At 39.5% G+C, this 15809-nt stretch carries 16 protein-coding genes; 9 read left to right on the top strand and 7 right to left on the bottom strand.

Translation table 11 applies throughout. The features are described 5' to 3' along the window. Positions 1-103: 103 nt before the first annotated feature. The 5 genes from VBD025_RS01190 to VBD025_RS01170 form a co-directional block, all read right to left on the bottom strand. Complete coding sequence (locus VBD025_RS01190; protein ID WP_430788520.1) at positions 104-676, bottom strand: NUDIX domain-containing protein; 573 nt, start codon at positions 674-676, stop codon at positions 104-106. 50 nt (positions 677-726) lie between these two features. Next, entirely contained in the window at positions 727-1329 is a 603-nt protein-coding gene (locus VBD025_RS01185; RefSeq protein ID WP_430788518.1) for a response regulator transcription factor, read from the bottom strand. A 17-nt stretch (positions 1330-1346) separates the two neighbouring features. After that, positions 1347-2174 (bottom strand): sensor histidine kinase, encoded by an 828-nt coding sequence (locus VBD025_RS01180; RefSeq protein WP_430791220.1) that lies wholly within the window; start codon positions 2172-2174, stop codon positions 1347-1349. Positions 2175-2484: 310 nt separating this feature from the next. After that, positions 2485-2886 (bottom strand): hypothetical protein, encoded by a 402-nt coding sequence (locus tag VBD025_RS01175; protein ID WP_430788516.1) that lies wholly within the window; start codon positions 2884-2886, stop codon positions 2485-2487. 109 nt (positions 2887-2995) lie between these two features. After that, the gene (locus tag VBD025_RS01170; RefSeq protein ID WP_430788514.1) at positions 2996-3661 is read right to left on the bottom strand and encodes a methyltransferase family protein; all 666 of its coding nucleotides are present in this window, start codon (positions 3659-3661) and stop codon (positions 2996-2998) included. Between the two features lie 369 nt (positions 3662-4030). On the opposite strand from VBD025_RS01170, the gene VBD025_RS01165 reads away from it, so the two are divergent. The 4 genes from VBD025_RS01165 to VBD025_RS01150 all read left to right on the top strand — a co-directional run bounded on the left by VBD025_RS01165 (position 4031) and on the right by VBD025_RS01150 (position 9198). Further along, positions 4031-5077, top strand: a complete 1047-nt coding sequence (locus VBD025_RS01165) for a peptidoglycan recognition protein family protein (protein WP_430788512.1) — start codon at positions 4031-4033, stop codon at positions 5075-5077. 1159 nt (positions 5078-6236) lie between these two features. Further along, positions 6237-7439 (top strand): quaternary amine ABC transporter ATP-binding protein, encoded by a 1203-nt coding sequence (locus VBD025_RS01160; protein WP_430788510.1) that lies wholly within the window; start codon positions 6237-6239, stop codon positions 7437-7439. Beyond that, on the top strand, positions 7436-8266 hold the full coding sequence (locus tag VBD025_RS01155; RefSeq protein ID WP_430788508.1) for an ABC transporter permease: 831 nt from the start codon (positions 7436-7438) through the stop codon (positions 8264-8266). Before VBD025_RS01160 ends, VBD025_RS01155 begins: the two co-directional genes overlap by 4 nt. A 32-nt stretch (positions 8267-8298) precedes the next feature. Next, a complete protein-coding gene (locus VBD025_RS01150) occupies positions 8299-9198 on the top strand; it encodes a glycine betaine ABC transporter substrate-binding protein (protein ID WP_430788506.1) in 900 nt (299 codons plus the stop codon). Positions 9199-9774: 576 nt separating this feature from the next. Here VBD025_RS01150 and VBD025_RS01145 read toward each other — a convergent pair. Further along, the gene (locus VBD025_RS01145) at positions 9775-10326 is read right to left on the bottom strand and encodes a TetR family transcriptional regulator (protein ID WP_430788504.1); all 552 of its coding nucleotides are present in this window, start codon (positions 10324-10326) and stop codon (positions 9775-9777) included. A gap of 312 nt (positions 10327-10638) precedes the next feature. Between VBD025_RS01145 and VBD025_RS01140 the strand changes: the two genes are divergently transcribed. The 5 genes from VBD025_RS01140 to VBD025_RS01120 all read left to right on the top strand — a co-directional run bounded on the left by VBD025_RS01140 (position 10639) and on the right by VBD025_RS01120 (position 14961). Continuing rightward, positions 10639-11529, top strand: a complete 891-nt coding sequence (locus VBD025_RS01140; protein ID WP_430788502.1) for a 3-keto-5-aminohexanoate cleavage protein — start codon at positions 10639-10641, stop codon at positions 11527-11529. A gap of 2 nt (positions 11530-11531) precedes the next feature. Continuing rightward, complete coding sequence (locus tag VBD025_RS01135; protein ID WP_430788500.1) at positions 11532-12491, top strand: 3-hydroxyacyl-CoA dehydrogenase NAD-binding domain-containing protein; 960 nt, start codon at positions 11532-11534, stop codon at positions 12489-12491. A gap of 15 nt (positions 12492-12506) precedes the next feature. Next, positions 12507-12980 carry a thioesterase family protein gene (locus VBD025_RS01130; protein WP_430788498.1) on the top strand — a complete coding sequence of 158 codons (474 nt, stop codon included), beginning with the start codon at positions 12507-12509 and terminating at the stop codon, positions 12978-12980. Between the two features lie 130 nt (positions 12981-13110). Further along, positions 13111-13998, top strand: coding sequence for an endonuclease I family protein (locus VBD025_RS01125; RefSeq protein ID WP_430788496.1), 888 nt, complete (start codon positions 13111-13113; stop codon positions 13996-13998). A 129-nt stretch (positions 13999-14127) separates the two neighbouring features. Next, positions 14128-14961, top strand: coding sequence for an STAS domain-containing protein (locus VBD025_RS01120; RefSeq protein WP_430788494.1), 834 nt, complete (start codon positions 14128-14130; stop codon positions 14959-14961). 39 nt (positions 14962-15000) lie between these two features. Here VBD025_RS01120 and VBD025_RS01115 read toward each other — a convergent pair whose 3' ends face one another. Further along, the gene (locus tag VBD025_RS01115; RefSeq protein ID WP_430788492.1) at positions 15001-15780 is read right to left on the bottom strand and encodes a DUF4396 domain-containing protein; all 780 of its coding nucleotides are present in this window, start codon (positions 15778-15780) and stop codon (positions 15001-15003) included. Between the last annotated feature and the right edge of the window lie 29 nt (positions 15781-15809).

The raw sequence follows: 15809 nt of genomic DNA, 5'->3' as shown, positions 1-15809 counted from the left end.
GTGCCGGCTGGAAAAATTCCCCGGTGCTTTTTTTTACATTCATTTAATGAGGTCGTTGTACGTACAGTAAATCTTTTTGCTTACAGTTAACAGCTGAAACTGATTATTCACCATCGAATGGCGTCCGGAAAAAACTTCTTTCAGAAAGAGACGCAATTGGATTATCATCGACAATTAGACCGACTTGTTTCTCGTTCAACGCAATATCGAAAAGCCAAAGGGTGAAAACATCTACATTCATCGTTTTCATTTCCCGTAAGTCGTAGAATCCTGCTCTATCAACTTCGACACCATCGGGAACAGGATCTCCCTCTATGTATTCCATCATAAAAGCAATATAAATGTTATGAACTTTTTGAGGGAGGTCTCTTAGGGCGACTACACCTTTCACTTGAGTAGTAACACCTGTTTCCTCGAACACCTCACGTATTACAGTTTCTTCTATCCGTTCCATCTGCTCGCTATAGCCACCAGGATTGGTCCAAAGTCCTTTACCCGGTATTTCCGCTCGGCGTACAAGTAATATTTTCCCGTTTTTTATAACGAGTGCCCCAACACCAACACTGTAACCACCCCAAAATACAAATTCACATACTGTACAAGCCTTTCGCTCTGTTCCTTTAATCGTTCGTGTTTCCATCTTATGACCACAATCCATGCAAAAATTCGCTTCCATAAAATGTTCCTCTTCTCTCGACGTATAATTGAATCATTCTTACAAAAAATCTAGTAGAGCCATCCTTTTTCCTCTGCGATACTAACCGCATCAATTCGGTTTTTGGCATCCAGTTTTTGCATGATTTCTGAAATGTAATTTCGGATCGTTCCCTCTGATAAGAAAAGCGTTTGACTCATTTCTTTCACAGATTCCCCAGCCTGAAGGGATTTCAGGATTTCTTTTTCCCTGTTGGTCAACGGGTTATGTTCTCTTAAAGAGGCGAATGTTAGTTGTGGACTAAAGATACGCTGCCCCTGATGTATTTGCCGCAAGGATTGTGCTAATTTCGCCACGGGTGTGTCTTTTAAAAGATATCCTTTTACGTCTGCCTGGACTGCTCTTTGCAGGTATCCTGTTCGTGCAAACGTCGTAACGATAGCAACTTTACAAGGGTTATTGTTATTTTGTAAGACTTCGGCAACCTCTAACCCACTTAAAAATGGCATTTCAATATCCAAAACTGCAATATCAGGTTGAGTTTCTTGGATTACTTCAAGTACGTCTTTCCCATTACGTGCTTCTCCGACAACTTCGATATCTTCTTCCATTCCCAGCAATCGGCTGATTGCGCCCCGCAGCAAACCCTGGTCTTCCGCTATCACAATTTTCATTTCCATCTCCCCATTCTTTACATTTTCGGAACGGATATCGTGGTTCTCGATCCATTTGAATTGGATTCAATCTGGAGGGTACCACCTATCAATAGGAGTCTTTCTTTCATGCCGTGGATCCCACTGCCGAAGTTTTGCTTATCTTCGCGCTGTGCAGAGAACCCTTTTCCATTATCTTCGACCATAAGGACATAGGCGTTGCCTTCTCCTTCCAGTGTTACGGAACAATGTTTAGCGCCGCTATGTTTTAGTACATTGGTGATACATTCCCTGAGGCACATTCCCAATATGTTCCGTGTGATGGTTGAAATTTCGTCGATATCGATGTGGTTTTTATGATGAAAGGACACCTTCGCCCACTCAAAGACTTCTTCCGCATGTCGGAGTTCTTCCTCAATATCGACAGCCTGCATATCGCTAATTAATTCCCTGATTTGCAGTAGGACCGATCGGGATATCCCTTGAATTACTTTCGCTTCCTCGATGGCTTCCTTCTGGTCCACACTAATCAACCGTTCCATCAATTCACTCTTTAGTGTGATCAGTGACAAGGTGTGCACGACTGAATCATGAAGGTCTCGGGAAATACGCTGCCGTTCTTCATTTTTAATGAGACGTGTAATTTCTTCGTTAGCTGTTTTCAGTTCCTGATGGATGACCATGGATTGACGTTGCATCCGTATAACAAAAGGTACTGCGAGAGTGGTCAATAGGACTGGAAGCCAGTAGATCTGCCATTCTTTATCCTGCAGGACATGATAAGCAATTAATGACAATGAAAACGTTAAGGCGATTAATCCAGCAAAACGGTGTATATTACGTTCATCATAAAACAGCCCAACCACCAACGCGGGGTAAAAGGCTAGAACCATATTCCACGGTGAATAGAGATATCCATATACTGCAACGATTAAGAGTTGCAGAACGATGAACACTTTTCGGTAAGGGGGGTGGGTAATACTCTGCCAGTAGCAAAAAGCCAAGGCGGCAAACAAGCACATGTTGATGACCCACGCCTGGTCATAGGGTCCTAATAACAAGTAAATCGCTGGAAGTACCAGCATCAGTAGTAGTGTGGACTGTCTGTTTTTCTTTAATGCTTGCAGTGGTAGCAATAGCATTACCTCCAATTTCCCTTTCCGTAAGTTTTTTCCATTAAATTGCTTTTGCAGTTGAATTATCCTGCGCTTTGTTATTTTTCTTCATCCAGCTAGGGATTAAGCAGAAGGACAGGAGTGCTACCACCAAATGAACCGGGTGGGCAACAACCCCAAACTGTTCCTGCGGGGGATTCGCGATGGTATTGAGGGTAGTGAAGAACGTCACTGTCCCCACCACTATACCATAGTAAAAACGGCTTCTGGATGCCTTTTTATCCAATTTTTGAAAAATAATAGCCCCGGCAATATTTGTGATTATGCAAGAGAGCATTATGGAAACTGGCGTTAGTTCCTCGAAAGAGAGTCCCGTTGTTTTTTCCATTACATATTCCGTTACCAATCCTGCTATTCCTGCTAGAATCCCTACCGTTAATCCTGTAAGTACACTTTTTTTCATTATTTTCACCTCGTATTAGAATTTGTACTTTTAGCTTACGTTAGGGAGGGGATCCTTGTTAGTCATGAATATCAGGATTTTTGAGTGATATATATCATATTCAAGTCCGTTAATATATGAAAGGGAAAAACTTTTTGGTCTTCTTTTCATACGCTTCAAAGGCAGTTCCGTATTTCTCTCGTAGGTACTGATCGTGTTGAGGGATATTAAGGAAAATAAACATGATGCCTAAGAATACTGGAATCAAACCGGCCCATAGATTTCGGGTTAATAAAGCAAATCCGGATACCCATACGAAATCTCCAAAATAGTTGATATGGATGGCATAGCGGAAAAGACAGCCAGTATAAAGTTTCTTCTTATTCTGGCTGTCCTTTTTCCATTGATGTCGTAATACTTCGGACCCTGTGTTAATCAGCGATCCTGTCAGGAATAGCGCTACTGCAATCCAGTCGATCCCATCTAAATCTATGTCAGTGGTCCCACCTAAAAAAGAAAACCCTAAATAATATACAGCAAACGCACCGATCACGCCTCCAGCTTCCCCCCATGTAATCCCGCGTTTTAATAAAAAAATCATCATCCCATTCATTCGTAAAAATACAATCAAACAAAAAATAAACAAGATAACATTTCGGTTCACATTACCATCAGACAGTTGCAAGTAGTGGTTGCCATCTAGAAATAAGAACCAAACCACCACTAGCAGGAACAGGAACTCACTTCCCATAATCGTTAACTTTTGTGGCCAAGACTTCTTTTTGATTCCGTACAAATGTCATCTCATCCTTTCTTACTGCATAAGTGCAACTAAGGCACTGAGGATTGGCGATAAGCTAAGTTTTCTAAGTAACATCCTTCTGCAGAAGAATTCTACTAAAAGATACTTTATCAGAAGGCATATATGTAGTGATATCTATCACCATTTTGGGATGATACATATCAACAACTTCCTGCTGTGTTAGATAAGAGTAATTGATCAAAAATAGTCAGGTATATTTTTCTATTGCGTATTTCGTCAGATTAAAAGAGGCTTAACGACTGGTTATATCGAACAATCGGCTTCTTGCTTGTACACATATACTGAATGGATCACTAATGTGGAAAAGAAAATGGTTGTGATAAGAAAGGGTATGAAAAAAGTATGGCAATTAAAGATAAGTATAAAATTGAAAGACGTTATATTACAAATGAATTAGCGAGAAGTGGTGAAAAGTTAGAAAGTGGTGATCCTGAATTTTTTGTCGCACATGAAACAGCTAATAATGGAGCGACTGCAGATAATCATTATACGTATTTTCAAAATATTACATTTCAAGCTTCTGCTCATACTATGATAGACTCAACAAAAATATTAGAGATTATTCCGTTGGACGAAAAAGCCTGGCATGTTCAATATCAGAAAACAATTGACAACATGCTTTATGGCGATGATGCTAACGATGCAGCTATAGGTGTAGAACTTTGCAGGACGGATGATTTTTCGAAATCTTATGACCGTTATAGATGGTATTTTGCTTTCTTGTGTACTAAATTTAACAAGAATCCCAAGGAGCATATTGTTTCTCATAGCGTGCTGGATCCACAACGCAGAAATGATCCACAAAGTTGGTTAACTCCCCATGGAATTACATGGAGTGAATTTATAAGTGATGTGCAGTATTACCTTGATAACTGGAATGTTGAAATTAATCCAGATCGCAATTACCTAATGCGTGGTGATCGTGGTGAAGATGTAAAAGTTATGCAACGAAAATTAATAGAACTTGGTTATGATTTAGGTGGGTTCGGTGCTGATGGTTCGTACGGCCCAGTGACTGAAAAAGCAGTTAAGAAATTCCAATCTGATCGTGGTTTAATAGTAGATGGTTTTTATGGTCCGATAACTCAAAAAGCTTTAAAGAATGCTAAGCCAAAAAGTAAATTAGATGTAGATGGTTACTTTGGAGTTAACACCATCTCTGCATTACAGAATTACTTCAATACTCCGGTAGATGGTGTGATAAGTAAACCATCCCTAGTGATCAAAGCGTTGCAAAGGTGGTTAGGTGTGAAAGAAGATGGGTATATAGGGCGAATTACAATTACAGCTTTACAAAAACGGCTAGGCACACCAATAGATGGATTTATTAGCAAGCCATCGCTAGTTATCATGGAGCTGCAAAGAAGACTAAATAAAGGGAAGTTATAATAAAAAATTCTCATAAGAAAACTTGGCTTATCTGTCAATAGTTAATAGCGAAAGTTTTAGAAAGCACTTAAGAAGAAACAGTTCTTAGGTGCTTTTTTTGAAAGATAAGAATGTATAAGATATTTATATTTGTCTGTCTTGCTCCAACCCCTAGTCCACTTGAGGTTTTTACATGCTATTAGTTACTTTTGTCGTAGTAGATATAAACTGCGACGTAACATACACTTTCTACAGAATTAAATTACTTGCTGGCCACTGAAAAGTTACAAGGAATACGAAATAAGTGGATCTGCGATCGCATCGTCGATTTCACTTCGCTTTCCGCGGGCACGGCTTCAGCTTCCTCGGATAAGCAAAAACCGCTTTCCTGCTTAGATCTTCAGCTCGCGCTGTTCCCGCAGGAGTCTCGTGAATTCGATGATGCTAGGTTAAGGTGAGATAACGTAATTTTAGAATCTATCTCTTTTTCAGTAGACTAAGTAGTGAATTTGATTGTGCGCTATCCAATTTAATATCATCTATATCCCGACAAGTGATTGGAGCGGATGGCAGTCGACTCCTGCGGGAGGCTCACCATCCGCCCGCGGAAAGCGACTGCCAGCAGCGGAAATCTCGTTGCTGTTACTTCGTGGTCTGTTTTCCGGTGAGTAAACAAACAGAAGTTAATTCGCAGTATAGTGAATTTGTGTCACTACGAAAAAGGATTGCGAGATATTCAACTGTTGCTGGGAGAATCACCTAATTTTATTCTGTGATAATTGAGTTATACGTATAAAGCTTTAGAGCAAATGTTGGTATAAGTAAAAACTCGGTATCCGCTATTAAAGACGACGCGAATGCCGGTTTTTTTAAATTGAAATACATGGAGTAGTTTTTTAGTCCGTTCCATCAATGGTTCAAGGAGCTTTCATGCAGACCTTTAAACGAGCAAGGGTTGTCAAAAAACCGTCTAGATGGTACAGTAATAGCTGCCTAAAGAATACCGTCTGGTTGGTAAAGTTAAAGATTATTTTGAATACCCATTCAAGAATAATAAAAGTTCCTGGAATAGTAGTTATTCTGGGTCAGCAGAGATAGAAAGTCTTTCCTTTTCTATTCAATTGCAAATTTATATAAATATATAAGTCTTGAATTAATAGGTACAGAGGAGGAGAAGAATTTGAATAAGATTGAAGTGAACAATTTGACAAAAATCTTTGGTTCCCATCCTCAGCAAGCGTTAAAACGTTTAAAGCATGGGGAGCAAAAAGATGAAATTTTAGATGAAACGGGAATGACTGTCGGGGTTAATCAATCCTCTTTTTCAGTCAAGCCTGGTGAGTTTTTCGTCATTATGGGACTGTCAGGCAGCGGGAAATCAACGTTAATCCGTTTGGTCAATCGTTTAATTGAGCCTACGGATGGCAGTGTTTACATTGATGGTGAGGATATTACCAAAATGGATAAACGTAAGCTTATTGAAACACGACGTAAAAAACTTGGTATGGTTTTCCAAAAGTTTGGGCTGTTTCCACATCGCAGTGTGTTGGAAAACGTAGCATACGGACTGGAAATTCAAAAGGTGAATAAGCAGGAAAGAGAAGAAAAAGCTCGTCAATCAATTTTAGATGTAGGACTCAAAGGATACGAGGACAGTTCTCCTGATGAGTTAAGTGGTGGTATGCAGCAACGAGTAGGATTAGCACGAGCACTCGCCAACGATACCGATATTTTGCTTATGGATGAAGCTTTTAGTGCGCTTGATCCTTTGATTCGAAAAGACATGCAGGACGAACTATTAAATCTACAGAAGAAACTAGGAAAGACGGTACTTTTCATTACGCATGATTTGGATGAGGCGTTAAAGCTGGGTGATCGGATTGCGATTATGAAAGACGGTCGTATCGTTCAAATTGGAACTTCAGAAGATATTCTCGAAAATCCTGCAAACGATTACGTTTCAAACTTTGTGAAAGATGTGGATCGTTCCAAGATACTTGAGGCATCTAACGTAATGAGAAAGCCTGAGGTATTAACCACCTTTAAAGATGGCCCTCGGATGGCAGTTCGAAAAATGGAAGAGGTTGGAGCATCCAGTATTTTTGTAGTTGACCGTGATAATAATTTTGAAGGTTTGCTTACAATTGATGATGCAATTAAAGCCTATAAAGAAAAAATATCAATGGAAGAGTTTTTACTCCGGGATGAGATTCATGCCACAGCTCCAGATACACCATTGAATGACTTAATAGGAATTGCAGCACAGACTAAATATCCAATTACCGTAATAGATGACGGGAAATTAGTTGGAATTATTTCACGTGTATCTATTCTTTCCGGACTAGTTCTCGGTAAGGAAAAGGAAGAGGAGGTCACATCATGAATTATTTCAGCTTTCCATTAGAAGAGTGGACAAACCGTTTTGTAAACGAATGGTTGCTTCCCGTAATGGGTGGATTTTTCAATTCATTAAGCGGAATTCTTTCTACCTTTATTACTTCATTTACGAATCTATTAATTACCATCCCTCCAGAACTTATTACGCTTCTATTAGTCATTTTGTGTTGGAGGAGTGCTGGTAAAGGAGTAGCCTTATTTACACTAATTGGTTGTTTCTATTTAGGGTCAGTGGATTTATGGGCTGCTGCAATGCAGACTATTGCGGTAGTATTTGTCGCAACGCTAATTTCGGTAATCATCGGTATTCCGATTGGGATTTTAAGTGCGGTTAATGAAGTTATTAATAAAATCACAAGACCGATCCTGGACTTTATGCAGACATTGCCAAGTTTTGTGTATTTAATTCCTGCGATTCTATTATTTGGACTAGGTGGTGTGCCTGCGGTTATCGCGACATTTGTATTTGCCACACCACCGGCTGTTCGTATGACCACGCTTGGAATCCAACAGGTTCCAGGTGATGTGGTAGAAGCTTCAAGAGCGTTTGGGTCAACCTCATGGCAGCTTTTATTCAAGGTGCAGCTGCCAATGGCAGTGCCGACGATCATGGCTGGTATTAACCAGACGATTATGCTAGCGCTGTCAATGGCAGTTATTGCTTCAATGATTGGAGCGCCTGGACTTGGGTCTACCGTGTTAGCGGGTATTTCCAATGTTAACGTTGGTCTTGGGCTAACAGGCGGATTAGGAATTGTGGTTCTTGCAATCATTCTTGACCGCGTTACCCAAGGAATTGGTCAAAAAGTATAAACTTATTAAATTAATAAAAGGAGCGTATTCGTATGAAAAAAATTGTATTAAGTGTAATGATGGCATCAATTTTAGTAATTATGTTTGGTTGTTCTGCTGGTAATGAATCAGCATCAGAGAATGAATCTGGTCAAGAAAAGTCAGGAGACACCAACAATAAAAATGTAACAATTGACTTTGGTGTAACGCCATGGACAAGTACAGTTCCCCCGACTGAAATTGCAAGTCTGATTCTGAAAGACATGGGCTACGAAGTAAAACAAACAAAAGCTAATGTTGGTGGCGTATTTATGGGACTTTCCCGTGGCGACTTAGATGTATTCATGGATAGCTGGTTCCCAATGCACAACAAATATATGGAAAAATTCGGTGATAAGCTTGACGATACAGCGGTAAGCTACCCTGAAGCAAAAACTGGCTGGGTTGTACCTGCCTATATGGAGAATATCAATTCAGTAAGTGATTTGAAGGGTAAAGAAGATATGTTCAATAACAAAATGTTTGGTATTGAAAAAGGTGCAAGCGCAACAAAACAATCGAATGAAATGATTAAGGCGTATAACCTTGATCTTAAACAGGTTAACTCGTCTGAAGGCGGAATGATGGCTCAGGCAACTCGTCTAATCAAACAAGAAAAGCCAGTAATGTTCTTTGGATGGCGCCCACACACGATGTTTAACAAATACGATTTGAAGATTTTAAGTAACGATAAAGGCTTTTTCGAAACATCTTCCGTACATGTCGTAACAAACAGTAAATTAAAAGATGAAGCACCAGAAGTTTATGAATTCTTTAAGAACTGGAGTATCTCAATCGACGATGTAGAAGAGATGATTGTTAAGATTGAAGAAGAGGGCAAAGATCCTAAAAAAGTTGCTCAACAGTGGATTGATAATCATGAAGATAAAGTGAATAAAATGATGGGTAAATAATAACCTAGTAAAAATCTGTGTTGACAATCAGTCAGCACAGATTTTTTTATTTTAAATTAGGGTTTGAAGGGGAGAAATAGGTCCGATTACCTTGAGACTCCAGTTGAAGTAAGGCAAGGTCATTGAAAAAGTGGTGGATAATAAAATTTTATCTTTTCACTCTTACCTAGCAACTTCGAATATAGAAAGACTCCTCGAAAAAGAAAAACACTTTTTCTTCGTGCGATGCCTTTTCAGGGTAGCCTTCCTTATCCTGCGGGAACAGCGCGAGCAGAAGATCTAAGCAGGAAAGCGGTTAAAAGAGGAAGGTCAACTAAAACCGTCCTTTGCGGACAACGTTGACATACCCCTTGCCGGGGCAAGGAAGCTGAAGCCGTGCCCGCGGAAAGCGAAGTATATTCGAAGATGCGATTGTAGATCCACATAATTTGTACTATATGTAAGTTTTCACTGACCACTGCGGGTTTTTGCGAGAAGATACGAGAATTCGCTCCCAGCGTGGTATAAAGAAAGCTTGTAGAAAAACAAGAAGTTTCTCTACAAGCTTAGCTTAGGTTTCCCTAAGCCTTTCTATATTTATTTATCACTATTGTTTGAATGAGTCTGTTCTAGTAACGCTTCCAGCACACGCTGCCGTAATTTTGGATCTATCGTGCCTAATCCAAATATCTCGGAAAGCCACAAACCATCAACAGCTAAACGCAAAATTGTCGCTTGTACTTCATCGAGACCGTCATGTTGGATTCGTTCCTGCCAACCCGCATACGTTTCCTGCAAAGGTTTCAATAATTCTGGGTTAATCCCCTGAGCAGCAAGCATCCCAGCACTAGTCTCCTTGTTTTCAATACTCTGTTTGTACATCGTGTTCACTAACGCCCTGGTCCACCTACCCGTTTCTTCGTGATCAGACAAGCTGGAACTTTCCACATTTCCTCGGTAGATGCTATCCATATGCTGAACAAGACCTTTTACTAGCGCTTCTTTACTTTCGAAGTGATAAAGCAAGCCGCCTTTGCTTACCTGCGCCTGTTTAGCTGTGGCATCAAGGGTTAAAGCGTCACTTCCCCTAGTATTTACAATGGAGGCTGCTGCTTCTAATATTTTTTGCCGCTTCGATTCTCTAGGCATATTTATGTCCCTCATTACTGTTTATGATATCGTTATTAATTTCTTATTCTAATCAACTTATTTAGTACTGTAAAGCGTGAGATGAAAAAGTAACCTTACTAACTAGGGTAGTCATGTCTAATTAATCATATCAATATAAAAATTAATTAGCAATTTGTTCCATTTCATACCTAGTACCCGGTTTATAGAAAAGAACACGCAAATAATAATAATGAGCCGATTTCATTTGAAACTAAACAGTCTGGATGGTATAGTTTAAAATGGGTATTCAAAGTATAATCTTTTGATTTAAATTCAAAGGAGGAATTTTTAATGAAAAATAAAGTCTTATTAACAGCAGCCGTAACTGGTGCTGGTGAAACTACGAAAAAAAATCCAAATGTTCCAGTAACACCTAAGGAAATCGCTGAATCTGCCATTGAGTCAGCAAAAGCGGGGGCAACGATCGCGCATGTGCACGCTCGTGATCCTAAAACAGGCGGAATTAGTCATGACCTTGATCTCTATAAAGAAATTGTTGACCGTATTCGTGATTCAGCAACAGATGTCATTATTAATATCACTGCTGGAGGCGGAGGGGATTTTATTCCTAGTTTGGCGACGCCAGCCGCTGGTGGTGATGGTACGGATATACAAACACCATCTGAACGTCATGAACCAGTTGGTCAGCTTCTTCCAGAAATGTGTACATTGGACTGTGGAAGTACAAATTTTGGAAACATGATTTATATGAGCCCGACAGATTGGCTGCGTGAACAGGCCAAGCTCATTCAAGCAAGTGGTGTAAAGCCTGAACTTGAGTGTTTTGATACTGGTCATATCCGTTTTGCGAATCAACTTATTAAAGAAGGACTTATTGATGGAGATCCAATGTTTCAATTTTGTCTGGGGATTCCTTGGGGTGCAGAAGCGGATGCTGAAACTATGATTTACATGAAAAATCGCCTCCCTGAAAATGCACAGTGGTCAGCATTTGGTATTGGTCGCTTGCAATTTCCTATTGCTGCACAATCAGCACTTTTAGGAGGGAACGTTCGAGTGGGACTAGAAGATAACATATACCTTTCTAAAGGAGTTCCAGCCAAGAATGAACAGCTTGTTGATAAAGCTACCAATATGTTAGGTGGACATGGTTTTGAACCAATGACTCCACAGGAAGCTAGAGAATATTTAAATTTACGTAACCCGTTTGGAGGGAAATAAGTATGAAAACAGAGATAAAAACCATTGCAGTTGTGGGAACGGGTGTAATCGGTAACGGGTGGATTGCCCGATTCCTGGCTCATGGCTATGATGTTATCGCTACTGATCCGGCAGAAGGAGCAGAAGAAAGAATGAGAGCAGCCATTAATCATGCTTGGCCATACCTGGAAGCGCTTGGTCTTGCTGAAGGTGCTTCAAAAGATCGGCTTACGTTTGCGCAAGATCTGCCAACAGCCGTTGTCGATGCAGATTTTATTCAGGAAAACGTACCTGAAGTAGAAGAATTAAAACAAACTGTGCTTCAGAATATTGATCGCTACGCTAAACCAGAAGCGTTGATTGGTTCCAGTACCTCTGGCATTATGCCATCTGAACTTCAGGCTAACCTGAAGAACCCGGAACGATTTGTGGTTGCTCATCCATTTCATCCAGTCTATATTCTGCCACTCGTTGAAGTAGTACCTGGAAAAGCAACTTCTCAGGTCAACGTTCAACGAGCTCAAGCATTTTTTGATGGAATGAATATGAAAGTTTTGCTTGTCCGTCACGAAATTGAAGGGCATATTGCCGATCGGTTAATCGAAGCAATCTGGCGTGAATCCCTTCATATTGTTAATGAAGGAATAGCTACGACAGAAGAAGTGGACAATGCTTTTATTTATGGAGCAGGGCTCCGTTATGCTCAATACGGACCATTCCTTACTTTCCATCTCGCTGGTGGAGAAGGCGGAATGCGTCACATGCTGAAACAATTCGGACCAGCCTTGAAGAAGCCATGGACGAAACTGGAAGCACCGGAACTAACGGACGAATTATACGATAAAGTTGTATCGGGGTGTGAGGCTCAATCAGGAGATTTATCCATGTCAGAGATTGATCAAAACCGTAATGAATTTCTTGTCCGTTTATTAGATCTGGTCAAGGATTATTGGCCAGAATCACAGCATAAAACTAATGTATGATCGCGAGGTGCAACGATGGAAAAATCTTTCCAGTTTAAACAACAGGTACTACCAGAATGGGTAGACTATAATGGCCACATGAATGATGCTGAATATGCTAGAGTATTCAGTGAAGCGACCGATGCGTTTATGGCATACATCGGGTTAAATCAACAGACGATCACGAAGTTGGGTTATACAATCTTTACCCTGGAAACCCACATTTGTTACCTAAAGGAAGCGCATGACGGTGAGCAGCTTACGATTGAAAGTCAGCTGCTTGATGTAGACGAAAAGCGGATCCATCAATTTTTCACAATGAAAAATGTTGAGGGTGAGCAAGTTGCGACTATGGAACAAATGCTGATGGGCATAGATCAAAGTTCAGGACGCCCTGGCCCTTTTCCGAAACCTATTGAAACAATAATTCAACTTATCTATCAAGCGGAAATGAAGTTTGACTCCCCTAAACAAGCAGGTCGTCAAATTGGCATTCAACGGAAGAAGTAAACAAAATATAATTTAAGAGGGCTTTCATTAGGTGTAATAACCTATTGGAAGCTCTCTTTTTATAGTTTACGGAATCACATGTGTTTCAATAGTGTTAAAATAAGGAAAATGAAAGCAGGAGGGGTTGATTATGAATTTATCCGATCAGCAGGCAAAACTAATTTTCCCAGTTACAACGAACAAAGAGCAGGTTAATACTATTCTGCAGAGGCTGGATGATGCGAAGTCTTCCATTCAAAACGACCACAAGGAATATTTTGATGAAGATATGAATAAGCGAACCATAATATCGTATTATCATAATATTGATTTTAAAAATTTTAACCAGGAAGAACTGACACAGCTTTTATCGGAAACGCATACGAATCAGCTATCCTATAATCCTAGTGAATATGTTTATCCATGGGTGGATTTGCGACCAGATGGTAATCTAATCAGTATCTATTCCGGTAAACAGCGGAATCCAGAGGACATTATTAAGGAGGATTATGTCACTTCATTGAGAAGAAAAGATGAAGTTGATAAGAGGGAATACATTGATGAAAAGCAGTTGAAGGAGATTGAAAGCAACTTTAAATACAACTGCGAGCATGCAGTACCACAGTCCTGGTTTAATGAAAAGGAGCCAATGCGCGGTGATCTTCATCACTTATTTACTTGTGACCCCCTTTGTAATTCAATTCGGAGTAATTATCCGTATCATGATTTTGCTAAATATAACGCTGGTGGGATAAGCGCAAATAGGGTGGAAGAGGGGTGTGGAATAGCAGAAGAGGAATTATTTGAACCGGAATATGGTAAGGGAACTGTAGCAAGAGCGATGTTGTATTTTCTACTTAGATATCCAATGGAAATTGAAAAGACACATATAGATAAAATAGAGAAATCTGTATTAATTGAATGGCACAAGCAGTTTCCGCCTGCGATTTATGAGAACCATCGTAATCAGGCGATTTATCAAATACAGGGAAACCGTAATCCATTCATTGATTTTCCTAATAAAATAGTTGACTGTTAAAGGTTGGAGTTCTAATCGGATAGAGATTTTCTTTATAACTTTTCTTGTGAAAATGAAAATAATTTGGAATAATAGAGAGAAATAGTAAAATTATGAAACAATCAATTTGACTGGAAAGGGGATATTAGAGTGGTTTATAAGTTTGAGGAAGCCTTTACCTTTAAGGAATTCGTTGTAGAAAATAGCCAATTATTTGAAGAAGAATTACTAGAAGAAGCAGTAAATGTAAGAGACAAAATTGATGAAATTCTTCATATTGGAAACATTGATCTTGTCAATAATGCACACAACCTAGTTAAGTACATAATCGATGGGCGGGACGAAGAGCTTAAAAATTTTGCGAAACAGGAAGGAATTGCCTGGGCTACATATTCACTAGCTTTGTCTTTCAAACTAGAGTGGGTACAGGCAATCCGAAGAACGATATGGGGCTTTATCGAAAACTACTATGAATTAAAAGGTCAAAATGAAGTTGCGGATTTCTTCCGATTGGAACAGGAAATCAATAACAGAGTCGATGAGTTTTTAAACACCTTCTTTATCAACTATTCTACATACAAGGATTCTTTGATTAGTGCGCAAAAAGAGCTAGTGGAGAATTTGTCCGTTCCCATTATTCCTATTGATGTATCTATAAGTATATTGCCATTAATTGGTTCGGTTGATTCACATCGTGCCAGAATTCTTAATGAGAAGGTGTTGACCGAAGTAGCAGCTTCAAGAATCGAAACACTGATTATGGACCTTTCCGGTATTGCCAAGATGGAACAGGATGTTATTGTTGATTTAATGAAAATTATAAATGGTGTTGCCTTGATGGGATGTAAAACAGTTATTACTGGATTGCGAAAAGAAATTGTAAGAGAAATTACGAATACTGGGCTTACCTTCAGCCAACAGACGGAAACATTAGGAACACTGCAACAGGCATTAAATGATTACCTGATCAAACAGGATAGATGAATATACGTTAAAAGCGTCCCTAATGGGACGCTTTTTCATTTACATTGTTTCTTTAATTCCTTTTTTCACAAGGAACCAATTAGCTGGATAGCTCGTTAAGAAGCCTAAAATCATAGCGATTTGCATCATAAACCAATACGTTGCTTCGGTAGGTTTAGGTGGTTGAGCGAATAATACATAGTGAACAATCGCCATCCAGCCGAACATGCCGATTTCAAAAGCGATTAAAGATAGAGAATCTGCTTTAATCGCTGTTTTAATTGCACCAGCTACTCCCTTTTCTTTATTCATAGGATATATTGCATAAAATTGAAATACTATACCAAAAAGATACGCCAGGACAAACTCTACTGCGTAGTGGGCAAACAGTGTTGATCCGGCAATAGTTATGCCTGTAATGGCTACAATCGGAACACCGACCGCATCTCCTAAAGTACAACCAGAGGAGCAGTGACTTGTAGAGCCAAATACTTTCGCGTGTTGCCCGCGATTATCCTCAATATCAAGATCTTTAGCTTTGATCCGACCCCATTTGTAGTAAGTCCATACCGCGAACGGCCCTAAAAACCAGCCATTAACGGGCCATACAAAATTCATAATTTTCATCTGCTGTGGATGTTTAACTATATCTACTAGAATTATAATAGAACTCAATAATCCTATTCCTAATGCTATAAAGGAAATAATAACTAACAAAAAATCACCTCGTAATAAATTCTGTTTATATAACCAAATACCCGTATGGAGTATACTTAAACGTAAAATAGCTGCGAATGTATTTGGAAAATTATGTTTAATTATACCTTTCCGGGGAATCATATTTATGTAACTAAATCTAAAGGAGGAGC

Origin of the sequence: Virgibacillus flavescens (assembly GCF_050574275.1) — a bacterium.
Classification (GTDB): domain Bacteria; phylum Bacillota; class Bacilli; order Bacillales; family Amphibacillaceae; genus Virgibacillus_F; species Virgibacillus_F flavescens.
Note: the sequence above shows the minus strand (reverse complement) of the source record. Positions and strands in the feature narration are given on the sequence as shown.

Bases quoted from the DNA above. Each gene is read 5' to 3' on its own strand.
- VBD025_RS01190 (WP_430788520.1), bottom strand. From the start codon at position 676: ATGGAAGCGAATTTTTGCATGGATTGTGGTCATAAGATGGAAACACGA.
- VBD025_RS01185 (WP_430788518.1), bottom strand. From the start codon at position 1,329: ATGAAAATTGTGATAGCGGAAGACCAGGGTTTGCTGCGGGGCGCAATC.
- VBD025_RS01125 (WP_430788496.1), top strand. From the start codon at position 13,111: ATGAATTTATCCGATCAGCAGGCAAAACTAATTTTCCCAGTTACAACG.
- VBD025_RS01175 (WP_430788516.1), bottom strand. From the start codon at position 2,886: ATGAAAAAAAGTGTACTTACAGGATTAACGGTAGGGATTCTAGCAGGA.
- VBD025_RS01155 (WP_430788508.1), top strand. From the start codon at position 7,436: ATGAATTATTTCAGCTTTCCATTAGAAGAGTGGACAAACCGTTTTGTA.
- VBD025_RS01150 (WP_430788506.1), top strand. From the start codon at position 8,299: ATGAAAAAAATTGTATTAAGTGTAATGATGGCATCAATTTTAGTAATT.
- VBD025_RS01165 (WP_430788512.1), top strand. From the start codon at position 4,031: ATGGCAATTAAAGATAAGTATAAAATTGAAAGACGTTATATTACAAAT.
- VBD025_RS01115 (WP_430788492.1), bottom strand. From the start codon at position 15,780: ATGATTCCCCGGAAAGGTATAATTAAACATAATTTTCCAAATACATTC.
- VBD025_RS01145 (WP_430788504.1), bottom strand. From the start codon at position 10,326: ATGCCTAGAGAATCGAAGCGGCAAAAAATATTAGAAGCAGCAGCCTCC.
- VBD025_RS01135 (WP_430788500.1), top strand. From the start codon at position 11,532: ATGAAAACAGAGATAAAAACCATTGCAGTTGTGGGAACGGGTGTAATC.
- VBD025_RS01130 (WP_430788498.1), top strand. From the start codon at position 12,507: ATGGAAAAATCTTTCCAGTTTAAACAACAGGTACTACCAGAATGGGTA.
- VBD025_RS01140 (WP_430788502.1), top strand. From the start codon at position 10,639: ATGAAAAATAAAGTCTTATTAACAGCAGCCGTAACTGGTGCTGGTGAA.